This window comes from Sediminibacterium salmoneum NBRC 103935 (assembly GCF_000511175.1).
In the GTDB taxonomy this organism is placed as follows: domain Bacteria; phylum Bacteroidota; class Bacteroidia; order Chitinophagales; family Chitinophagaceae; genus Sediminibacterium; species Sediminibacterium salmoneum.
In genome coordinates, this window is sequence record NZ_KI866530.1 from 3,156,743 (window position 1) to 3,178,597 (window position 21,855).

Genomic DNA, 21,855 nt, shown 5'->3' on the forward strand with positions numbered 1-21,855 from the left:
CAGAAAGCGTATTTGATAGCATCGCAACTATGAAACAGATGACTAAAAACTTAAACTGAGCAGCAAGAAAAAAACATTTTGACAGGTGGACACATACATAACAGAAACTCGGCTTCGTGATACATTAGTTTTACAGGCAGACCCTCAAGCCAACGCAATAAAAAAATTAAAACACCCCACCGCACAAAAAAAATGAATTTCTATGGCTACCCACATTGCACACATTTGGTGGCTGCCCCACCCTCAAACCCCACGCAATGCAGCCACCAAAAGAGTGCAATTTTTGCCAACGCTTTGAAAGTATTAGCATTAGACAAAATATTAACAAAAACAGCCGGGTGTATCAGCAAAAACAATACTTTGCTTTTTGTTAATAAGATGTATCTCATACAGAGTAATTATTCGATAATATTTTCATTATTTTACGAGGTTAAAATGACAGTTAGACAAGCAGTTAAAAAATGAGTTTAGTAAGTTCAGAAATAACAAAATATACGTTCTCAGGCCATGACTCTTTTCAGTGCCGACAACTTTGGCTGAAAAAGGGTTTTGACTTTGTTCAAGACGGACAATCATTCAATAATGAAGATGCTGTGGTTAAACTTGGCGTGGGAAAAAATATGGTTTCTGCCATTCGTTATTGGTTAAAAGCATTCAACATCATTGACAATAAAGATAAACCAACTGAATTTGGCATCAAGCTCCTTGACAACATTGAAGGCTACGACCCATTCTTGGAAGATGAGGCAAGTATCTGGCTTTTACATTATCAACTAGTAAAGACAGGACTTGCATCAACTTACAGTATCATTTTCAATGAATTCAGAAAAGAAAAACTGTTCTTCAATAAAGAAACTTATGTAAATTACCTTAAGCGTAGAAAGGAAACAGAACCTTCATTAGCTTTTAATGACAATACAGTAGCAGACGATTTTGTTGTTTTTGTAAAAATGTATCAAGGTAGCGAATCGAGTAAAGATGTTGAGGATAGCTTTTCAGGAATTTTATCAGAGATTGAATTGCTTAAAACTATCGGAAAAGGAAAAGAGGAACAATATCAAATAGAAAATAGTGAAAGAGACAAACTGCCAGAGGCAGTTTTGCTCTTTTCTATTATTGACAATCCTAATTACGGCAATTCAATTTCTCTTAATTCTCTCGAATATGACAACAACAGTCCGGGTTCAATTTTTTCTTTGAATCGTTCAGGCTTAACAAATAAGATTGCAGATATAGTAGGCGATTACAAGGATATCACGTTCACAGACCATGCAGGAATAAAAGAACTTCAATTCAAAAACAAACCAAATGCTTATTCAATTTTAGACACTTATTATGGCAAATAATTTCACAACTTCAGTAAATATCCTTAGAGATACAGAGAGGGATTTTAATTACATCCCTACACCTAATGCCAAGCAAGTTGTTAGTCAGATTGCGAACGACTTTAAAAGAGGCATTCGTTCATTCAATATAATCGGAACATATGGCACGGGAAAATCATCATTCCTTTTGGCTTTAGAACAAAGCATTATTGGAACAAAACGTTACTTTGAACCAAATTTTATTGCAGCAAAACCTAAAGTTGACTTTATTAAAATTGTTGGTTCATACAGTTCCATTGTTGAACAATTTGCTGACATTTTTGACGTAACAACAACCAAAAATAAACACGAGAATATACTCTCTGAAATATTCAATCGCTATCACGCACTTGGAAAAAGCAATGGAATTTTGTTTCTGCTTCTCGATGAGTTTGGCAAATTTTTAGAGTATGCAAGCAAACACAATCCTGAAAATGAACTTTACTTTATACAGCAGTTAGCTGAATTCTGCAATAATCCAAAGCACAATATTGTTTTAATTACTACTGTGCATCAAAGTTTTGAATCGTATGCATATTCACTTACAAGTACACAAAAACAAGAATGGACAAAGGTTAAAGGCCGTTTCAGAGAAATAACTTTCAATGAACCTGTTGAGCAACTTTTATTCTTAGCATCAGAATATGTTGCCGATAATTTTGACAACAAGGCTTCAAAAGGGCAAATTGAACAATGTCTAAGATTAGCGGAAACTACCAAAGCATTTAACTTTAACAAGGATTTTGTAAAAGAGATTTCGACTAAGCTTTTTCCCTTAGATATACTTTCAGCAAATATTCTTACCCTATCACTACAGCGATACGGCCAAAATGAAAGAAGCTTGTTTTCATTTCTTGAAAGCACCGACCACACGGGACTTTCAAAATTTAATAAGCGAGAAAATCCTTTTTACAATTTAAGTTGTGTTTACGATTACTTGAATTTCAACTTCTATTCGTTTATCACTTCAAAATATAATCCTGATTTTTCATCTTGGAGTTCAATTCGTTCCTCGTTAGAGGAAGTAGAAAGAGCATTTGACACTCATATTAATGACTATGCAAAAACAATTAAGACAATAGGTTTATTAAATATATTTTCAGCAAGCGGTTCAATTTTAGATGGTAACTTTTTAATTGGATACCTTGAAACTGCCTGCGGTATTTCTAATGCCAAAACAATAATTCAAAATCTCGAAACGAAAAATATTATTCGTTATCGTTCACACAGCAAGCGTTATATCTTATTTGAAGGAACTGACTTAGATATTCAAACGGCATTAATTGAAGCTGGAAATAAAATATCAGAAGTAAGTGACATTACTGCGTTGCTGAACAAATATTTTCAGTTTACACCAGTATTTGCAAAACTATATTCATACGAAACAGGAACTCCTAGGTTTTTTGAATTTAAAATATCAGAACATCCAATAAACGCTATGCCTGAGGGTGAAATTGATGGTTTTGTCAATCTTGTTTTCAATAGTAAATTAAAAATTACAGAAGTTGAAGAAGCATCTAAAAGTCAAAAGGAAGCTATAGTGTACTGTTTTTTCAAGAATTCAACTGAGATTAAAAACCTATTGTTTGAGATTGAGAAAATTGAGAAAGTAATTGAAGAGAACAAGGAAGATAAAGTTGCAAAACGAGAATTAGAAAACATTGCTGATGCTCAAAAACGTTTATTAAATCATTACATTACAGACAGCATTTATTCAGGTAGTAAAGAAGTTAAATGGTTTTTTAAAGGAGAGGAAAAGAAAATTGCTGACAAGAAAGATTTCAATAAGTTACTTTCACAAGTATGCAGCACAATTTACGATGCAACACCAGTTTTCAAAAACGAATTAGTAAACAAGCATAAAATCAGTGCTTCCATTCATTCCGCTAAACGCAATTACTTTAAAGCTCTTGCAAATAACTGGGATAAAGAAAACTTAGGGTTTGATGAAGCGAAGTTTCCACCTGAAAAGACTATTTACCTGTCTTTGCTTAAAGAAAACGGCATCTCTCCTATTCGTGAGAATGCTTTTGACGTTATAACTATTGATAAACATTCTAGTTTCAATAAACTCTGGAAAGTATCAGAGAAATTTCTTGAAAGTGCAAAGTCAGATCAAAGGACAATTTCTGATTTTGTAGAAACACTTAGCAAAAGACCTTTTAAGTTAAAACAAGGGCTTATTGATTTTTGGGTTCCAACATTCCTATTTATAAAAAGAGAGGATTTTGCATTATTCAATGAAAATGGCTACATCCCAACACTTTCAGACGAAAATCTTGAACTGATTGCCAAGTATCCACAACAATATTCTATTAAAACATTTGATATTGAAGGCGTAAAACTTGATATCTTCAATAGTTACAGGGCATTTTTAAATCAATCAAAGGAAACAAAGTTTGATAACAATTCGTTTATCGAGACTATAAAACCATTTATTGTTTTCTACAAACAACTTCCTGAGTACTCAAAACAGACAAAACGCCTCTCTTCAGCAGCTTTAAAAATTCGTCAGGCAATTGCTACAAGCAAAGACCCAGAAGAAACATTCTTTGAATCGTTTCCGAACGCTTTAGGAATTTCATTAAACACATTGCAACAGGACAAATCAAAGTTGCAGAACTATACAAATAATTTACAAAACGCTGTAAGGGAGTTACGTACTTCTTATGATGGACTTATTAAACGATTTGTGGAATTTATTTGTGATGAGTTTGTAGGTAAATCTGTGGATTTTGACGACTATAAAGAGCATTTACAGCAGAGATATTCAAAACTTAAAAAGCATTTGCTTTTAGCCAATCAAAAAACATTCGTTCAACGAATTGATTCAGCTCTTGATGATAAAAAGGCATGGTTAAATTCAATAGCACAGGCAGTTGTTGGCAAAACGCTTGAGAACTTCAATGATGAAGATGAAATAACACTTTATGAAAAATTCAAGTCTGTAATTTTAGAGTTAGACAGCTTAACAAATATTTCAAAAGCGGATATTGATGAAAATACTGAAGAAGTTATAGGAGTAAAGATTGATACATTTTTTAGCAATATCAATCCGAAGATTGTAAGAGTACCTAAGAAAAAAGCGGAAGAAATTGAACAACTGAAAACAGCGTTGAAGAAAAAACTAGGCTCTGACAAAACATCTAATATTGCTGCTGTATTAAATTTATTAAAAGAACTATTGCAATGAGTAAAGTAAGGCACGTATTAGGAATTTCGGGTGGCAAAGACAGTGCAGCTTTAGCCATTTATATGAAAACAAAATATCCATCATTGGATATTGAGTTTTATTCATGTGATACAGGAAAGGAACTAGATGAAACCTATCAGCTAATCAAGAATCTTGAAGTTTATCTTGGCATCAAGATTAATTTGTTGCAAGCCGCTCAAAACAGCTCTGAAGACCCATTTGACCACTTTCTGAAAATGTATGGTGGATTTTTACCCTCATCTAATTCGAGGTGGTGCACCAAAAAGCTAAAACTTGAACCTTTTGAAAAATATGTAGGAAACGACCCTGTAATATCTTATGTTGGTATTCGTGGCGATGAAGAAAGAGAAGGTTACATTTCTACCAAGAAAAACATCCAATCAATTTTTCCTTTTAGAAAGAATATTTGGAGTGAAGATGTAATTTCCAAAATGTTGAGCAATCAAAACTTTGACAAGTTGCAATCACTTGCAAAAAACATTGACTTTGGAAGGTTCCAAGACAAAGCAGCACAGATCATTTCAAAAAAGCTAGATAGTTCGTTTACGCAGGCACAGAAACTAAATTCATTACTTGACACAGATGTTAAGGCTTTTAATCATTTGGTTTTCGATTTCCTCAAAACAACCGATTACCCATTAGCAAATGAATCTTCATTTGTTTTACTTGATAATGAAGATGTTTTAGTGAGGGATGACATTTTTAAAATTCTGGAAGAAAGTGGAGTTGGTGTGCCGGCTTACTACAAAAAAATTGATTTCGACATAAACGGAAAAACAGGACAATATTCTAGAAGCCGTTCCGGTTGTTTCTTTTGTTTCTTTCAACAAAAAATCGAATGGGTATGGCTATACGAACAGCATCCAGACTTATACAAAAAAGCAATGGAATATGAAAAAGATGGCTACACTTGGGGACAACACGAAAGCTTGGAAGAATTGATACAGCCAGAAAGAATGGCTGCAATCAAGGAAGAGTATGTTAAAAGAATGGAAAGAAAGTCGCAAATAAAATCACCCTACCTTGTTGACATCCTTGGTGAAGCTGAAGGCGAAGGGTGTGCAGCTTGTTTTATTTAACTTACAAATATGGAAGTAAAGAGCAAACAATATACTATCGAGGAAATATACAATTTCAAAAATCGAATTGATCCTAAACCTCAATATCAAAGAACTCCAGTCTGGAAAATTGATAGAAAAAGACTATTGATTGATTCAATTTTTAAGGGCTATGATTTACCCAAATTTTATCTTAATGATATCAAGGGAAACGCCTTTTACGATTTTGAAGTTTGTGATGGGCAACAACGACTTAGAACTATTTGGGAGTTTTATGAAGATAAATTCAGTCTAGGTAAAAATGTAACATTTAACTCTAATACTCTTGACGGCAAAAAGTTCTCAGAGCTAAATCAACAAGCGCAAGATTATTTTAAACATTTCAGTTTGACAATTGCTCTAATTGTAAAAGCTAGCCATAATGAAATTCGTGATCTATTTGCTAGACTGCAAAAAGGAATGGGATTAAATCAAGCTGAGTTAAGAAGAGCACTATCAACACATATTGGTTCTTACGTAGAATCAATTGTTGATAATCACGTTTTTTTCAAAAATTGCGGTTTCCCCGATTTAAGAAATAAACACCAAGATTATATAGACCATGTGATCGCCTATATGGTTAACGACTTTTTATTTGATTTTAAAGGTCAAAGCCTTAAGGATGTTTATGTTAATATTTCTGCCCTACATGCTACTCAGCTAATTAAGGACGTAGCAAACGTTTTAGATGATGTTGAGAAAATCAATTCTCATTCTGTTGGAATATTTAGAAATAAGTGGGCTTTCGTTGATTCATTCATACTTATTTATCAAAATCGAAAGGATTCAAAAAAAGTAATGCATAAGGAATTCGCTAATGCATTCAATCAATTTGAAAAATTAAGGAAATTACACAACAAAAATCCAAGAAATTTGATTGAAAAAACTTCACCAAGCGATGAAGACAAAAGATTGTATGAATACATAACTTCTTTTACAAAGGATGGTAATTTGAAAGCTAACATGAAAAGAAGAAATGAAGCCTTTATATCACAATTTAGACATCTATTTAAATAAAAATTTATGGGATTTGATTCAGGCAAAATACCTATTGATTTAATTGATTCTTTTAAGCAAGGGAAAGGTGGATTATTCGTTGGAGCAGGACTTTCACAAAGTGCCGGTTTGCCAAATTGGGAAGGCCTGCTCAATGACCTTATAACACTTGCTGAGAAAGTAAGTTACAAGCCAAACAAAGAATTCATTGACAGTTGTAGGGAGTTAGTAAAACAACCATCAAAATATTTAATTCTTGCTCAAGAGTTAAAGGATTTTTTACAAGATTCGTTTAGAAAATATATAATTGAAAAATATTCAGACAAATGTCCACCTCCAACTGATAATCACATTGCGGTCATTAAATTTCCTTATCAGTTTATTATCACAACTAATTATGACACTCTTTTAGAAAATGCTTACGTTAAAGTTCATGGAAAGCAGGCAAAAGTTCATTCATTTAAAGACAGTCCAGATATTGCATATGACCTTTGGAATGGCAGACCTTTTATTTTGAAAGCACATGGAGATGCAAATAAAGCACAACAAGGTGTAATCCTTACTGAAAATGATTACAGACAAATTCTGTTTCAAGAAAAAGGATACCAAAGTATTTTACAATCTCTATTTACAACAAAAACGGTTTTGTTTTTAGGTTCATCTTTATCTGACCCTGAACTGAAATTGCTTTTAAGTTTTATTCACAGCTCATTTCATGGAGGTGGCCCTTCTCACTATGCATTAATTTCAGAAGAAGAAATGAATAGCGTTGAAGCTGAGAGTTGGAGAAAAAACTTCAATATTCAAATAATTCCTTATTCACCTGCAAGTGGACATAAGGAAGTTTCTGAATTTATTAATGAGTTTGGCAAGTTAGTAGCTTCATGAATCTTAATGAAATAATATATCTTGATTACAACTCTACAACTCCGATTGACAAGAGAGTGTTGGATGCCATGTCACCTTTCTTATCAGATAATTTTGCCAACCCAAGCAGCACTCATCATTTCGGCATAAATCTTAACGAAGCAGTCAAGAAAGCAAGAATACAAGTCGCAGATTTTATTGGTGCTGAGGAAAACGAAATACTTTATACAAGCGGAGCTACCGAAGCGATCAATATTGCTATAAAAGGCGTTGCAGAAAATTATTCTGCAAAAGGAAAACATATCATTACCGATTCAACAGAGCATTATGCAGTGCTTGACACTTGCAAACATCTTGAAAACAAAGGTTACGAAATAACCTACTTGCCAGTTTCAAAAGAAGGCTTGATTGATTTGACCGAACTTAGAAACTCATTAAGAGCAGACACAATTTTAGTTTGTGTTATGTACGTAAACAACGAAACTGGAGTCATTCAACCCATCAAAGAAATTGCTTCAATTGCCCATGAAGCAGGTGCATTGTTCATGACAGATGCAACACAAGCAACTGGGAAAATAGAAATTGATGTTGATGATTTGGGAATTGACTTATTGTGTTTGAGTGGACATAAAATGTATGTTCCCAAAGGAATCGGAGCTCTATATATGCGTAAAGAGATTAAGCTGCCAACATTTATGCATGGTGGTGGTCACGAAAAAGGAATTCGTAGCGGAACACTGAATGTCCCAGGAATTATTGCTCTTGCAAAGGCGTGTGAAATTGCTCAATCAGAAATGAAACAAGATTCAGATAGAATTTCTGCACTACTTAATGAATTAGAGAGTAAGTTGCTGAAAATTGACGGTGCTTTTGTAAACGGCAACAGAGAGCATAGGATTTGTAACACCACCAACATTTGTTTTCCTAATGTGGATGCAAATGTTCTGATTGGAAGAATGAAAAATGTTGCCGTTTCAAATGGTTCTGCCTGTACATCAGCGGTTGTTAAACCCTCTCATGTTTTGACAGCAATGGGTTTAAGTGAAGATGAAGCATTTGGCTCAATAAGATTTTCGTTGGGTAAATTTAATACTCAACAAGAAGTCTTATCAGCAATAAAATTGATATCGGAGTTAGTCACTAATCAGTATAATGATGCTTAGGGATTGCGTTTGGTCAACAGATAGAGATTATAAAACAGGTTCAGAAAATGAGCCACTGCAATTCTATTTAGATGGCTTATCTAATAGTACTGAATTCCAATTACTCTTAGGTTATTTTAGTTCTGCTGCTATCAATCTTCTGTCGGTAGGTTTTGCAACTTTTATAAGTAAAGGAGGTAAAATGCGAATGGTTATCAATCATTTGCTTTCAGAAAAAGATAAAGAGGCCATTCAAAAAGCTGAGAACCTTGAGGATTCAAAAAATGTTTTTGACTTGACTGATGTGGTTTCTCTTGGTAAAGTATTAGATGAGTATGATACTCATTTCTTTGCATGTCTCGCATACTTGATTGCCGAAAAGAGAATTGAAATCAAAGTAATTAAGCCCAAAAACGGTAAAGGAATAGCTCACTATAAATCAGGTGTTTTCAGTGATGGAGAAAACTTTGTTGGTTACAAAGCATCATGCAATTTCACTTTGTTCGGTTTGTCCGAAAATCTTGAAGAATTAGAAGCTTTTTTAAGTTGGGAAAATGGCAGGTCAAACAAGCTAATTAAAAAACAACTTAAAATCATTGAAGGTTACTTTAAAGAGGAAGATGATGATGTAGAATACTTATCAGCCAATGAAATAGAAGTTGCAATAAGAGACAAGTATGGGAAGAAAAGTATTGAAGAACTAGTAGTTCAAGAAGAAGAACTCATGAAAAAGAAAATGAGTTTAACGAAAAATCGGAAGCTCAAAGAAACCATTTACAAGCTTTATGAAACTATTGAGATAGAAAGAAAAAGTCCTCGTTTCCCCTACAAAGAAGGTCCAAGAGAATATCAAGTACAAGCATATAATAACTGGGTTGCTAATGGTTATAAAGGCATATTCGCAATGGCAACCGGGACTGGTAAAACGATAACATCATTGAATTGTGTTTTATCTGAGTTCAAAAAGAATCCCGAAAAAATTTATCATGTTTTAATTCTTGTTCCTACAATAACATTAGTTGAGCAATGGGAAAGAGAAGTTAAATCTTTCAACTTTCAAGAGATATATAAAATTTCATCCAAAATAAATTGGCAAAATGAAGTAACGACACTTGTATCAACTGCAAAAAGGATTCCTGTATCCTTTGTATTAATCAGTACATATGCCTCTTTTGTTAAAGATAAGTTTCAATCTTTGGTAAAAGATTTACCATCAGATACAATATTCATTGCAGATGAAGGTCACAACCTTGCTTCGCCAACCGTAGCAAATAGATTAAAAGATTTTAAGCTAGAAAAACGAATAGGATTATCTGCAACTCCAAAGCGAAAATATGACCCCGAAGGTACAGCCGAAATGGAGTTGTTTTTTAGTGATGAAGAACCTTACACCTATTCGTTTTCAATGGAAAGAGCAATTAAAGAAGGTGTTTTGTGTGAATATTACTACTACCCCCATATAATTAAATTAACTCCTGATGAAATGCAGGAATATGTTGAAATCAGTAATCAACTCGCCAAACTATATCGTTTTGGTAAAAATAATCCTGAAAAGGAGAGTATCATCGAAAGGTTATTGCTTAAAAGGAAACGTATTATTCATAAAGCAGCAAACAAATTAGAGGCAGCAATAAGAATTTTAAAAAAACAATTTACAGAAAAAGGAAACCTAAAATACACATTTATATATGTTCCTGAGGGTGAAACTTTTGAAATAAGAGAACAAGAAGATGAATTGGTTACAGAAAATATTCGTCTTATAAATCAATATACAAGAGAGATAGCAAGAATTAATGAAAAGATTCTTGTAAATCAATTTATCAGTGGAATGGATGATAGAGATGATGTACTTAAGCAATTTCAGAAAGGAGAAATCGATGTGATTGCATCCATGAAATGTTTAGATGAAGGGGTTGATATTCCAAGAGCAGAAACTGCAATATTTTGCAGTAGCACTGGTAATCCAAGACAATTTATTCAAAGAAGGGGTAGAATTCTAAGAAAACATCCTGCAAAAAATCATGCAGTAATTCATGATTTGGTTATTATATCAGACTATGAAAATCAGCATGAAGGGTCTGAAACATTTGATTTAGAAAAGCAGATGATTAAATCAGAGCTTGAAAGAGTAATGTATTTCGCATCACTTTCAAAGAACCCTTATTTTACAGAAGACGTATTTAGGGAAATCTGTGAGCATTATAACCTCAATATTTATTTAATCCAAAACGAACTTGCAATATCATGACAAAGGAAAACATTTTCAAAAACTTTATGGAAGACCCTCTTTTGATTGAAAAGGGCTACATCTCAAAAGATAAAATTGAGAAAATAAAATTCATAGACCAAAGTGGTGTGAAACTAATTGAGGTCATCAAAATGGCAATCAATGGAAATGTTGATGGTGACTCAGAAGGTGTAATAAGTCGCAAGATTAATCAATATCTTAATAAATAGAGACTATGATTATCGAAAAAATAGACATAGAAAATTTCATGTGCTACGCTGGCACAAATTCAATGGAATTTACGGAAGGAATTAATGTAATAATTGGGGATAATGGTTATGGGAAATCAAAATTATACGATGCATTTTATTGGGTAATGTACGACCAGGTATTTGTACCGGAAAAGAAAGAATTTCAGAATACAAAATCCGTAAAATCGAAAATAATTTCTGACAAGGCTAAAGCCGCAATAAAAGATGGGCGTGTCACAGCAAGTGTAGGTATTACGTTTCATAACATGGAAAAAGACAATGTTTTCATCTTAGAACGTAAATACTCTGTAATAATAAAAGATGGCCAAGTAATTGAATCTAACGACAGTGAATTTACTGTTATGAAGAAAGACTTATCTTATCTTAATGCTAAGATGGTTACTGATGAAGATGAGAAAAGAAGAATAGTAAGTAACATTTTACCCTCTCACATAAAAGATTATTTATGGTTTCAGGGAGAACAAGTAGAATCAATCATTGACTTTAATAAACAAGATTCACTAACAAAAGCTATCAATGTACTTTCGAGTATCAAAAGATATGATGAATTGATTGAGATTGCTGCTTCTGCTGCTAAATCAGGGAATTCTGAATATGATAGAGAAGTAAAACGTTTAAGTAAAGATTTAGATAAGAGTGAGCAACTTGAAAATCAAAAAAGACAAATAGAATCAAGAATTGCCGATCTTGTTCAAGACGAAACAGAAGCAAAAGAAAACCTTTCTAGAGCAGAGGAAAAAGCTGAAAGTCTTCTAAGTAAGTTTAGTGATGCAACAAAAATCACAGAAATAAAACAGCGTAAGAAGTCAATCATTGAACAGTTAAAGTCTCTGAATGAGTCATTAAACGAAGAACAAACTAGCTTTCACAGAAAAATGTTTAGAAATAAGTGGGTGCTAAAAGGCACTGCATTTTTACATGAAGAATTCAGTTCTAAATATTCTGCTTATGAAAATTTAAAACTCAAAAAAGCGGCAGACTTAAAGGCTAAAAATGATTTAGAGGCTGAATTACAGAAAAAACTACAGACACGTTTACCTATTGATGTGCCGGAGCCAATTTATGTTCAAAAAATGCTTGAAGAAGAGCGATGTTTAGTTTGCGATAGAGAGGCAAAAAGAGATTCAGAAGCTTGGAATAAAATTAAGGAACTAATTGATAGACCTAAAGATAATTCAAAGCTTAAAGTTTCTGAGATTTCAACACTTCATAATTTTTCTGATGATTACAAAAGACTATACCATAATGGATTAGCATTAACACATAGAATATCAGAAATTGATACTGATATTACTGAAACGCTAAAAAAAATCAACGACATAAACGGTAAAATCAGGCAAGTAAACAATGAGATGAAGAAAGTAGAAGATGAACTTCAAAAACTTGAATCTGATAAATCCCAATCAGCAGAAGATGCAGAATCAATCGTAGCTGAGTATTCGATACAAAATAAATATGTTAAAGACTTTACTGAAAAAGTCAACAAAATAACTCAGCAAATTGAATATTATCGGAAAAACCTAAATTCAATTAATATCCAACTGAAAGACTTAGTTACAGGTGAAATACCAAAGTGGTTAATTGAAAAGAAGCAAATTCTTAATGATTTTGATGAAATTGCTACTTCTACTAGAGATAGAGTATTCAGTAATCTAATTGCACAATTAGAAAAAGAAGCGAATAATCATTACACAGCAATGACATCTGGCAATAAATCAACAAGGGGGCAAATCAAATTAAGAAAATTGCCTAATGGAAACTTTATGCCTGAAATAACTGATTCAAACGGCAATCCACTTTTAGGTTCAAATACAAGTAATTTGATATTGGTAAAACTATCAGCAATCATGGCAATTATCTCAGCAAAAAGTAATGATGGCATTGTCAGCTTTTACTCACTTATTACTGATGCCCCAACATCCGTTTTTGGTGAGGACTATACAATTGGCTTTTGTAAAACAGTGAGTAAAGTATACAGACAAAGCATTATAATGAGTAAGGAGTTTTATAAGAATCAAGCTTTAAGAAATGAATTGATGGCAAATTCAGAAATTAAAATTGGTAAGGTATATATGATTACACCTTCAATTCCCGAAAATGAAAGAGCAGACAGAAATAATTTATCAACCAAAATAGAACAGTTAAATTAAATGGAACTACTAAAGAAAATAAAAGATAGAGCTCCTGAATATGACTCTTCGTTAGAAGATTTAATCACAAAATTCACAGTTGTTCAAGGTGGAAGGGCAGGAACTGCTAGCGAGGGGACTTCTTGGGAACAAGGAAAGTATTTTACTACTAAGTATGAAATTTACATGTATGTTACTTTGTTAGGTTTGAGGTGCAATTACCGCTTACCCATAAAATCTAATGAAAAAAGTAAGTTCATAGAAATAAAGTCCTGGCAACCCTCAGATCTTGCTGAATTTGTAATAATGGGGATAATGGCAAAATCAGACATAGATTTTTATGAAATCGAAAACAAAGAGGATAAGGAAGTAGAAAAAGACATACTGCATTTCAAGAAGTTAATGGAAGAATATGCAAATGGTGGCTTTGACAAACTTAGAGCTAAACTTGAATCTGACCCATCTTTTTTTGAGAACAACGATAACTGCTTTATTGATTTATTAGAAGAAAAATGATTAAATGAAATAAGCAGAATATTATACAAGTAAAGAGGTAAAAACGTACTTAAAAATTCAAGACTGCGACTTGGCTCATACAAGACAAGCAGGTAAGTTGAAATATAAAAATGAGCGGTAAATCATACTTATATTGTAAGGATTCAGTATTACAACTTAAAAAAGAAAATTTAAATTAATTGCTATGCCAAAGTCACACATTTGCAAACTGCTACAAGCCAACGCACCAACCAAAGTTTGCAAAAGAGTGTGCCTGCCCGAACCAAGAAGAAATTCATTTTTTTTCCCACCCTTCGGTGTTTTATTTTTTTACTAACGAACAACCAAAAACAGACAAGCATTTTGACAGTACAGAGCAAACAAAAAGTGCTACTTCAACTTGACTGTGCTATATGCAAAATTTATAATTTGATTTTTTAATAAAAAAGTTGATATATGCTTCATTCAACTAATCAATTAATTGCAGATTTAGAGCTTCTTACTTCTCTTCAAAAGGACTTAAATAATCTTTATCAAGAAGTAAAAGATTTATATCGCTATAAGGAATATTCCGAGATAAAGCAGCTCTTACTTAGTAAAACCAATAAACATTGGTATGATTTTAATACCCTAAAAGCAGAATTAGATGCTTCAGAGTATATTGGATTGCCAGAATATAAGTTAGTAAAAACAAGGAGCCTAATTGAAAGTACAGAAATTTATTATGATTATCTCTTGAATATTAAGAGAACTCTTACAACTTAGAAATCCATTTTCCGTTATCAATAATCCACTTTCCGTTATCGTTTGCACTTTTTTACAAATTTTTCTTCTAGACCTTAGGATTTCAAAGATTTTATATGAAAAATCAATGGATTTCTCTATTCTCTGTTAATGTCTTAATATTTGTCCTGATTTATACGGCCTCTGCAAAACTGCTGAATTTCCCTTACTACGTAAACTCAATGCGCTCTCAGCCATTGCCATCTGTGTTGAGTTTAATTTTGACATATTTGATTCCAGTCTTGGAAGGGCTTTTAGTCTATTTTCTCATGGCAAGGGAACTTAGAATGGTTGGCTTATTAGGTACGGGAATTTTACTGCTTCTTTTTACTTTTTACGTTGGATACATTAAAATATCTGGATTAGAATCTACCACCTGTCCCTGTGGTGGTCTTTTCTCCAGTCTAGACTGGGATCAACATTTTTATGTAAATAGTGCTTTAACAGTACTAGCTTTTTTCACTTATTTCTATTATAAAAAATGGTAACAATATTTCCTGGCCACGGAAGCTGGGGGAATGCTGATGCCTCCATAATATAAGTAAGCGAAAATTTAAATTTTACTAAAATGAAAAAGATTCAATTTCTCTTTGCGGCAGTTATTATGACTGCAGTTTTTAGTGCTTTTACAACTAAGAAACCAACCACTCTTTATTATCGAAATGCTTCTGGTGTGTTTATAGAAAAAACAACACCAGGTGATTGTGATCCAGGTCAGTTTAATTGTGAGTATATATGGACTGGTGCTGCCGATCCTAGTAATCCACAGCTAGAAGGAAATTATCAGGCAGTTGGATTAGCTGAAAGAATTTTCGTTCCATCAGCTCAGTAGTTATTAAAAAGTGCCGGTAAAACCGGCACTTTACTTATTCTACTACTTCTTTTAGTTTTTTTAAAAGACCTGGCCCCCTAAGATCCATAGCAATAATTTTTCCATTTGGATCAATCAAGAAGTTTCTAGGAACACCCCTTATTCCAAAATCATGCATGATAGGTTGATCAAATCCTATGAAAGTAGCTAATTGCTGCCAAGTAATTTTATCTTTTACTATAGCGTTTTCTAAACCTTTTTTATCATCATCTACAGAAATGCCCAGAAAAACCAGATTTTCATTGTTCTTGCTTTGATAAGCATTTAGCAAATAAATATTCTCTTCTCTGCAAGGAATGCACCAGCTCGCCCAGAAATGAAGAAACAGGTATTTTCCTTTGTAATCAGAAAGTTGAACTGTATTACCTTTTAGGTCTGGTAAGGAAAATTGGGGGGCTTGTTTTCCAACTGTAACGGTGCTTATTTTCTCTAATTTTTTTTGTATTTCAATGCCAATTGGGCTGCTTTTGAATTCAGCTGAGAATACATCAAATTCTTCTCTTAGACTATGAACTTGTTTGGCGCTTCCTACTTTTTCGCCAAATAAAAGAAGACTATATGCTGATTGAGGGTTTAACCGAATGAAAGAGTCGGTAAATGCTTTTTCCTTTTGTAAAAATTCTATGCCTTTATATTCTTTTACTTTTGCACGATATCCAGATAAAAATGCTAAATGCTCATCATTTATTTTTGAACCACTAACTAAGAATTTGTCTGGCCCGTCAATTTTTATATGCATATGAGTATTCTCCAATATAAAATAACAGCTAAATGCTCTTGCTTGAGTAGCGTTTGTCTTTTCAGTATTGGGTTTAACATGAAGAATAGCTCTAGATATAATGGGGATTGTTCCCACGAATTGAAAGCTTCCTTTTTTCAATTTTAAGGTGTCAAATCTATTCTTTTGAGTCTGCTCTTTATACTGCAAAATAATTTGTCCATTCCAGTAGCATGTATCTGCTACTTGTCCAGTTAATCTGAATTTATTTTCTTGTGCATCTAGACTGTTTATGCAAAGTGCACTTAATATTAATATTATTATTTGTTTCATTCTCTTATGTTTTGAGGGATTCCAGTTAATCTAATTTCTTCATCGGGTATGGGTAAGACATATTTGGGGCTATTTGGTGCCAATTCATAGGTAGCATTAAGAATAGTTCTTTTGAGTGTCCTAGCAAAACGAACATCTTTGTTTAGTCTTCTTAAATCACTCCAGGCAATATTGCCTGTGAAAGGAAGCTCTTTTCTCCGTTCTTCTATGATTTTTGATAGAGCTTCATTGGCATTACTTGCGGTAAGAGGGGTGAAAGTTCCAGATCTCCATCTTTTTTGTAGCAGGCTATTCAATACAGTCATAGCACCTGAGTAATCACCTAATCTGGCTAATGCTTCTGCTTTTATTAAGTAAATTTCATTGGTGGCAATGCCGCCCAAAGGAGTGCCTGTTTTTCCTGTATAAAAGCCTTTAAAAATTGGGCGGTTATTAAAAAGCCTGAAAAAAGCAGTTCTTCTGAGATCATTGGTTTGATAAGATTGATATAGTATTGAGTCTATGAATGAACCATTCGAAACAAAATTTGAGCTGCTGCTCATTTCTGCATAATAGATAACTTCTGGATTTTTGTTTTGTAAAGTGGCAAATGGAAAATTGCTTGTTATTGGGATAGTATTGAAATCCATTAAGGATGAATAGGTGTTCAAGGCTTCTGAAGCGTATTTTTCTGCTAAGTCCCATCGTTCCAAAAGCAAATACACATTAGCTAAAAGGGCTTTTGCAGCGGTACTTGAAGGTCTAATTTGGTTGTCAGTTAAGTTGGGTAGGACAGATGCTGCAATTGTTAAATCCTCAATAATCTGATCATAGCATTGTTTAACTGTTGCTCTTTTTGGCTGCTCATTAAATTCTGGGGTAAGTTGTAAGATTACACCGAGATCAGTATTGTAGGTATTGGCATTATAATGCTTAGAAAAGGCTTGAATCAGATTCAGATAGCCAGCTGCCCTAAAATAATGCGATGTTCCCTTTACTTGGTTGTATGCACTCTTGTTAGATGGCGTAATTTTAATTTTAGATATGCCTTCTAAAGCAATATTGGCAATAGCTATTGTATTGTAATTGTTTTCCCAATCTGCCGAAAATCGGCCTTCATAGATTTGTTTGTTCCAGGTATACGTGTTTCTTTCTATGCCAACTGTAATTGCATTGAATTGTTCATTGGTTAGATAATAAGGGGCGGCACTTATGACTGTCAGAAAGCCTTTTCCCATAAAGTTTACATCATTATCCAACAATGCCTGAAATTCATTAATTCTTTCAGGTGTAACACTGTTTAAATTGGCTTTTATTTCTAGCCATTCCTGTTGTTTTTTGCAGCTAATTAATAAAGTACAAATCACTAGTGTACTTATAAATTTTTTTGATATTTTGTTTAATATAATTTTCATATATCTTATTTTAAATGAAGTTTTAATCCAATGGTATAAGAACGCATGGGAGGGATATTGTCAGATGCAAAAGAATTATCGTTAGCATCAGGATCTAAGCCCTTTTTATTGACTTTCCATAGAATTCCAACATTATTGATATATCCATAGATTTCAAGTTGAGTAATTTTGCTATTTCTTGTATCTAATCTGTAGGATACTCTAATATCTTGTAGTCGAATATGGTCAGCCCTTTCTACCAATTCTGAGGAGGCATTATAAAAGTTTGCTCTAGGAATATTTACAGGGTAAACTACAGAGGGTATACTTGATATTTTTTCATCACCTGGTTTTTGCCATCTATTAGGAAAGTCAACATGATGTCTGTTGGTAATTATATCAGTGTAATTGAGGCCGATTGAATTAGTTCTAAAGAAGTATCCTGCTTTATAAGTCATATTAACGGAAAGACTAAAGTTTTTATAAGTAAAATCATTTCGAATAGCTCCGTAAAATGTTGGTCTAGCTGAGCCATGAAATTGAAGGCTATCTGGATTGGTGTTTGCGAGGATTCCTGTATAGTTTTTGCTTTGTTCACCATTGAGTATACCTATTGGATCACCATTCGTTGGGTCAATCCCTGCAAATCGATAGCTCCAAATGCTAAACAAAGGTTTTCCAACTTGGGCTACTAAGTTGCCACCGTTTGCAGTAACCAATTGTGTGGGTAAGAACTTATTATCAAATATCATTACGCGATCGTGCATGGTGTTTATCAGAAAGTTGATATTCCATTTTAGTTTACTGGTTAACACTTTAGTGTTAATCTGTGCTTCTATACCTTTAGTAATAGTTTCAGCGCCATTTGCCCTAATTGTCCTAAATCCAGTATAGGCAGCTAATTCTTGGTTTTGAAGTAATTCTTGACCTCTCTTACTATACCATTCGATAGTTCCGCTTATTCTATTGTTTCGTGTTGAAAAGTCTATGGCCAAGTTGATGGTTTTTACTTTTTCCCATCTCAGAAATGGATTGGGTGGAGAAGATATGATGGCTGTAGGAAGGCCTGTTGTTCCACTGGTGAAATAGGTTGCAGTCAATAGAGAGTTTGCATTTACAGCATTTCCATTAAATCCATATGTTCCTCTTAATTTTAAAAATGGCATCCAGTCAACTTGATAGAATGATTCTTTACTGATTTCCCATCCAATTCCTGTTGACCAGAGCGGAACAATTTTTTCATTGGTTCTTACCCCGAATAAATTGGCTCCATCTGTACGAGCGCTAATGGTAAAACTATATTTTCGCTTGTATAGATAACCGGCATTTGTGTAAAAAGAAATAAAACGGTTGATGAGTCCAGTTTCTAAGTTTGAGCTTGCAGGAATTAGACGATTGCCAAATGGATGAACGGGTAATGAATTTTGGTAGTTCAAGTTGCTTCTGCCTATTCCATATTGCTCATCATAACCCAAGACTGTTCTTGAAAACCCGGTTGTATTTCTCTGTCTAATCTCAAATCCAGCAATGGCGTTAATGGAATGATTGTTATTGATTGTTTCTTGGTAATTGACTTGTCCTCGCAAATTTTGGCTGTTCATTGAATTATGGCTCTGATCCAAAATGCCGCCAATGGGAACTGGATAGCTGAAAGTTCCATTGCTGTTCCTGACAGAAAACTGATTGACTAGGTTTCTAGCAGCATACGTCTCAGCATTTCTTAATAGTCTCGTTTGTGTTGTCTGGTATTCTTGCTGATATTGTAGATCAATGTTAAATCTGTTATTAATTTTATATTTCAATCCGACTCTAGCAATCAAGTTTCTGATATCTGTTTTTTGTTCAGTATTAGCTATTTCACTCAAAATACTATATCTCCAAGGTTGAAAGCCAAGAGCTTCAACACTATCCAGGTAATTAGGTCTATAATCTCTAATTGTACTTAATGGATTTCCTGCTTCATCTGCTAATTTTGCATAAGGGTAAAGGCCGTTTGATGATATATAGTTGAGGTTGGTTGATCGGTAAAAACTTGAATTTGGTTGTTCATTGATTGAGTTAAGGAAATAAACCGAAGTATTTAATTCTAACTTTGGTGTTATCTTGATTACCTGTTGGGTTTGTAAGGTTAATCTGTTATTTTGATTGGCAATCAACCGCTCAATATTCTTGTCATAGCCTATTGAAAAAATATAACTATGTTTTTCGGAACCGCCTCTCAATTGTAAAGAATATTGTTGTCTTTTTTCACTACGATAAATATGTTTACTGAATTGGTCTCTTAAGTCATATTTACTAAGGGTTGCTAATTGTTGGTCTAATTCATCTTGGCTGATTCGATTGAGCCTGCGTAAGTTCAGTAGCTCTACAACCGGTGTTACTGGTGTTCTTGTAGTATTGTTGTTTAAAGTAGTATTATAGTAACCTTGATTAAATAATAGCTGTTCAGTTTCAATGTAGTCCTTAGAGGAAACATAATTTCTGGAGTACTTTAAATTAGGCGCATCAGTAATCGTAAAGTTTTGATTGAACTCAATATGTAAGGGTTGATTGAACTTGCCTTTTTTAGTTGTAATAACGATTACGCCGTTGGCTGATCTAGAGCCCCAAATGGATGCAGCAGCTGCATCTTTTAAAACGGTGATTGTTTCTATATCATTGGGGTTTATACTGTTTAAATCCCCCTCATAAGGAAAATTATCTAATACAATTAAGGGAGCAGCCTGGTTATTTGCATTATCTAAAGTACTTCTGCCTCTAATATTGATTCGGTCTTCTCCGGAGTTTTTGCCAAACATTACACCGGGTGTAACTCCTTCTAAGCGGTCTAGTATATTCGAGGATACCCTACGATTAATTAGCTCATTGTCTAGTATGGCGAAAGAACCGGTTGCTCTTTCTCTGGGTATAGACTGGAAACCAGTTTGAACTGTAACATTTGATTCTCCGTAGATAGGGGTAAGAAAGATAGGGCGTAAGGCTTGTTTGTAAGGAATAGAAAGGTTGGCATATCCCTCTGCCCTTATCAAAAGCGTATCAGTTGCTTTTAATTGCCTAAAAACAAACCTACCTGATGTATCACTTAGGATTATTTGTTTAGAAGCTTTTATTTGAATAGTAGCCGACTGAATTGGCACTTTTGTAATTGCATCTAGCAGTAGTCCAGTATTACTGGTGTTTTGACTAGAAGCGGATGTGTACGTGAAGCCAAAGCAAAGAATGGCCAGTACGCGTTGGAAACATCGCATATGATTAGTTTTAGTTATTAATGAATAAATGGGGGGTAAGCTCCATTAGTTATTATAACTGTACTATATCGGATTCTTAGGCTTTTTGGCGAACTGTGTGAGCAATAGATGAAGTGCCCACTTGGGGGATAGACAGTTCGTGCATTGTTTCAGTTCTTTTTTCATACTCCGTATTTAATGGTAAATCGGAGTCTGATAAGTAAAGTCCAGGCAAAAAAATAGCGTGGAACTCAACTTATCGATTCAAGGTACCTAGGAGAACCTGTGCACGAATAAGAGAGCCCACGCCGTAACGTGGGCATTCTACTTATCGTCTCGTGCACTTGAAATTTCCTAGGTTTCAGAATCGAGACTCAAAGCGAATGCTTCATTTAAAAGAAGGTTCGCAAAATTACCTTTTTATAATACTTCTATCCCAAATATAACGAATTGCCTATAATATATAGGCAAAAAAAATATTATTTCTCGTTTTTATTTTATGGCTAAAACCATAAAGAAAAGTAGTGTTGACTGGCATATCGTAAATAAAGTCCGGGATTTACGGATAAAGAAAGGTATGAGTCAAGAGGAATTAGCCATTCATCTAGGAATCAGCAGAGGTTTTGTCGGACACATAGAGAGCCCTGAATTTGTATCTAAATATTCCATGGTGCAGCTAAATGAAATCGCTAAAATCTTCAAATGCTCCCCAAGAGACTTTTTGCCAGAAAAGCCACTATAAAAGCT

At 33.7% G+C, this 21,855-nt stretch carries 17 protein-coding genes; 14 read left to right on the forward strand and 3 right to left on the reverse strand.

Going from position 1 to position 21,855, the window contains the following annotated elements; all coding sequences use genetic code 11:
- The first annotated feature begins 461 nt into the window (after nt 1–461).
- The 13 genes from P767_RS0114640 (at nt 462) to P767_RS0114700 (ending at nt 15,418) form a co-directional block, all read left to right on the forward strand.
- The gene (locus tag P767_RS0114640; protein WP_026765129.1) at nt 462–1,346 is read left to right on the forward strand and encodes a DUF4007 family protein; all 885 of its coding nucleotides are present in this window, start codon (nt 462–464) and stop codon (nt 1,344–1,346) included.
- Nucleotides 1,336–4,557: a hypothetical protein gene (locus tag P767_RS0114645; RefSeq protein ID WP_026765130.1), complete on the forward strand. Its 3,222-nt coding sequence runs from the start codon at nt 1,336–1,338 to the stop codon at nt 4,555–4,557. The genes P767_RS0114640 and P767_RS0114645 overlap by 11 nt, the downstream gene beginning before the upstream one ends.
- The gene (locus tag P767_RS0114650; RefSeq protein WP_026765131.1) at nt 4,554–5,657 is read left to right on the forward strand and encodes a phosphoadenosine phosphosulfate reductase family protein; all 1,104 of its coding nucleotides are present in this window, start codon (nt 4,554–4,556) and stop codon (nt 5,655–5,657) included. The genes P767_RS0114645 and P767_RS0114650 overlap by 4 nt, the downstream gene beginning before the upstream one ends.
- A 9-nt stretch (nt 5,658–5,666) precedes the next feature.
- Complete coding sequence (locus P767_RS17810; protein WP_026765132.1) at nt 5,667–6,692, forward strand: DUF262 domain-containing protein; 1,026 nt, start codon at nt 5,667–5,669, stop codon at nt 6,690–6,692.
- 6 nt (nt 6,693–6,698) lie between these two features.
- Nucleotides 6,699–7,559: an SIR2 family protein gene (locus P767_RS0114660; protein WP_026765133.1), complete on the forward strand. Its 861-nt coding sequence runs from the start codon at nt 6,699–6,701 to the stop codon at nt 7,557–7,559.
- A complete protein-coding gene (locus P767_RS0114665; protein WP_026765134.1) occupies nt 7,556–8,701 on the forward strand; it encodes a cysteine desulfurase family protein in 1,146 nt (381 codons plus the stop codon). Before P767_RS0114660 ends, P767_RS0114665 begins: the two co-directional genes overlap by 4 nt.
- On the forward strand, nt 8,691–10,928 hold the full coding sequence (locus P767_RS0114670; protein WP_026765135.1) for a DEAD/DEAH box helicase family protein: 2,238 nt from the start codon (nt 8,691–8,693) through the stop codon (nt 10,926–10,928). The genes P767_RS0114665 and P767_RS0114670 overlap by 11 nt, the downstream gene beginning before the upstream one ends.
- Complete coding sequence (locus P767_RS0114675) at nt 10,925–11,137, forward strand: hypothetical protein (RefSeq protein ID WP_026765136.1); 213 nt, start codon at nt 10,925–10,927, stop codon at nt 11,135–11,137. Before P767_RS0114670 ends, P767_RS0114675 begins: the two co-directional genes overlap by 4 nt.
- Before the next feature lie 5 nt (nt 11,138–11,142).
- Nucleotides 11,143–13,329 (forward strand): AAA family ATPase, encoded by a 2,187-nt coding sequence (locus tag P767_RS0114680; RefSeq protein ID WP_026765137.1) that lies wholly within the window; start codon nt 11,143–11,145, stop codon nt 13,327–13,329.
- The gene (locus P767_RS0114685) at nt 13,330–13,824 is read left to right on the forward strand and encodes a hypothetical protein (protein WP_026765138.1); all 495 of its coding nucleotides are present in this window, start codon (nt 13,330–13,332) and stop codon (nt 13,822–13,824) included.
- Nucleotides 13,825–14,259: 435 nt separating this feature from the next.
- Nucleotides 14,260–14,568 (forward strand): hypothetical protein, encoded by a 309-nt coding sequence (locus tag P767_RS0114690; protein WP_026765139.1) that lies wholly within the window; start codon nt 14,260–14,262, stop codon nt 14,566–14,568.
- 95 nt (nt 14,569–14,663) lie between these two features.
- The gene (locus P767_RS18415) at nt 14,664–15,074 is read left to right on the forward strand and encodes a MauE/DoxX family redox-associated membrane protein (RefSeq protein ID WP_157611561.1); all 411 of its coding nucleotides are present in this window, start codon (nt 14,664–14,666) and stop codon (nt 15,072–15,074) included.
- Nucleotides 15,075–15,154: 80 nt separating this feature from the next.
- On the forward strand, nt 15,155–15,418 hold the full coding sequence (locus P767_RS0114700) for a hypothetical protein (RefSeq protein ID WP_026765141.1): 264 nt from the start codon (nt 15,155–15,157) through the stop codon (nt 15,416–15,418).
- Nucleotides 15,419–15,452: 34 nt separating this feature from the next.
- On the opposite strand, the gene P767_RS0114705 is transcribed toward P767_RS0114700, so the two are convergent.
- The 3 genes from P767_RS0114705 to P767_RS0114715 are packed head-to-tail and all read right to left on the reverse strand — an operon-like array spanning nt 15,453 to nt 21,129.
- Entirely contained in the window at nt 15,453–16,508 is a 1,056-nt protein-coding gene (locus P767_RS0114705) for a TlpA disulfide reductase family protein (protein ID WP_026765142.1), read from the reverse strand.
- A complete protein-coding gene (locus tag P767_RS0114710) occupies nt 16,505–17,902 on the reverse strand; it encodes a RagB/SusD family nutrient uptake outer membrane protein (protein WP_026765143.1) in 1,398 nt (465 codons plus the stop codon). The genes P767_RS0114705 and P767_RS0114710 overlap by 4 nt, the downstream gene beginning before the upstream one ends.
- 5 nt (nt 17,903–17,907) lie before the next feature.
- The gene (locus P767_RS0114715) at nt 17,908–21,129 is read right to left on the reverse strand and encodes a SusC/RagA family TonB-linked outer membrane protein (protein WP_026765144.1); all 3,222 of its coding nucleotides are present in this window, start codon (nt 21,127–21,129) and stop codon (nt 17,908–17,910) included.
- 478 nt (nt 21,130–21,607) lie between these two features.
- On the opposite strand from P767_RS0114715, the gene P767_RS0114720 reads away from it, so the two are divergent.
- A complete protein-coding gene (locus P767_RS0114720; RefSeq protein WP_026752765.1) occupies nt 21,608–21,850 on the forward strand; it encodes a helix-turn-helix transcriptional regulator in 243 nt (80 codons plus the stop codon).
- Nucleotides 21,851–21,855 lie beyond the last annotated feature (5 nt).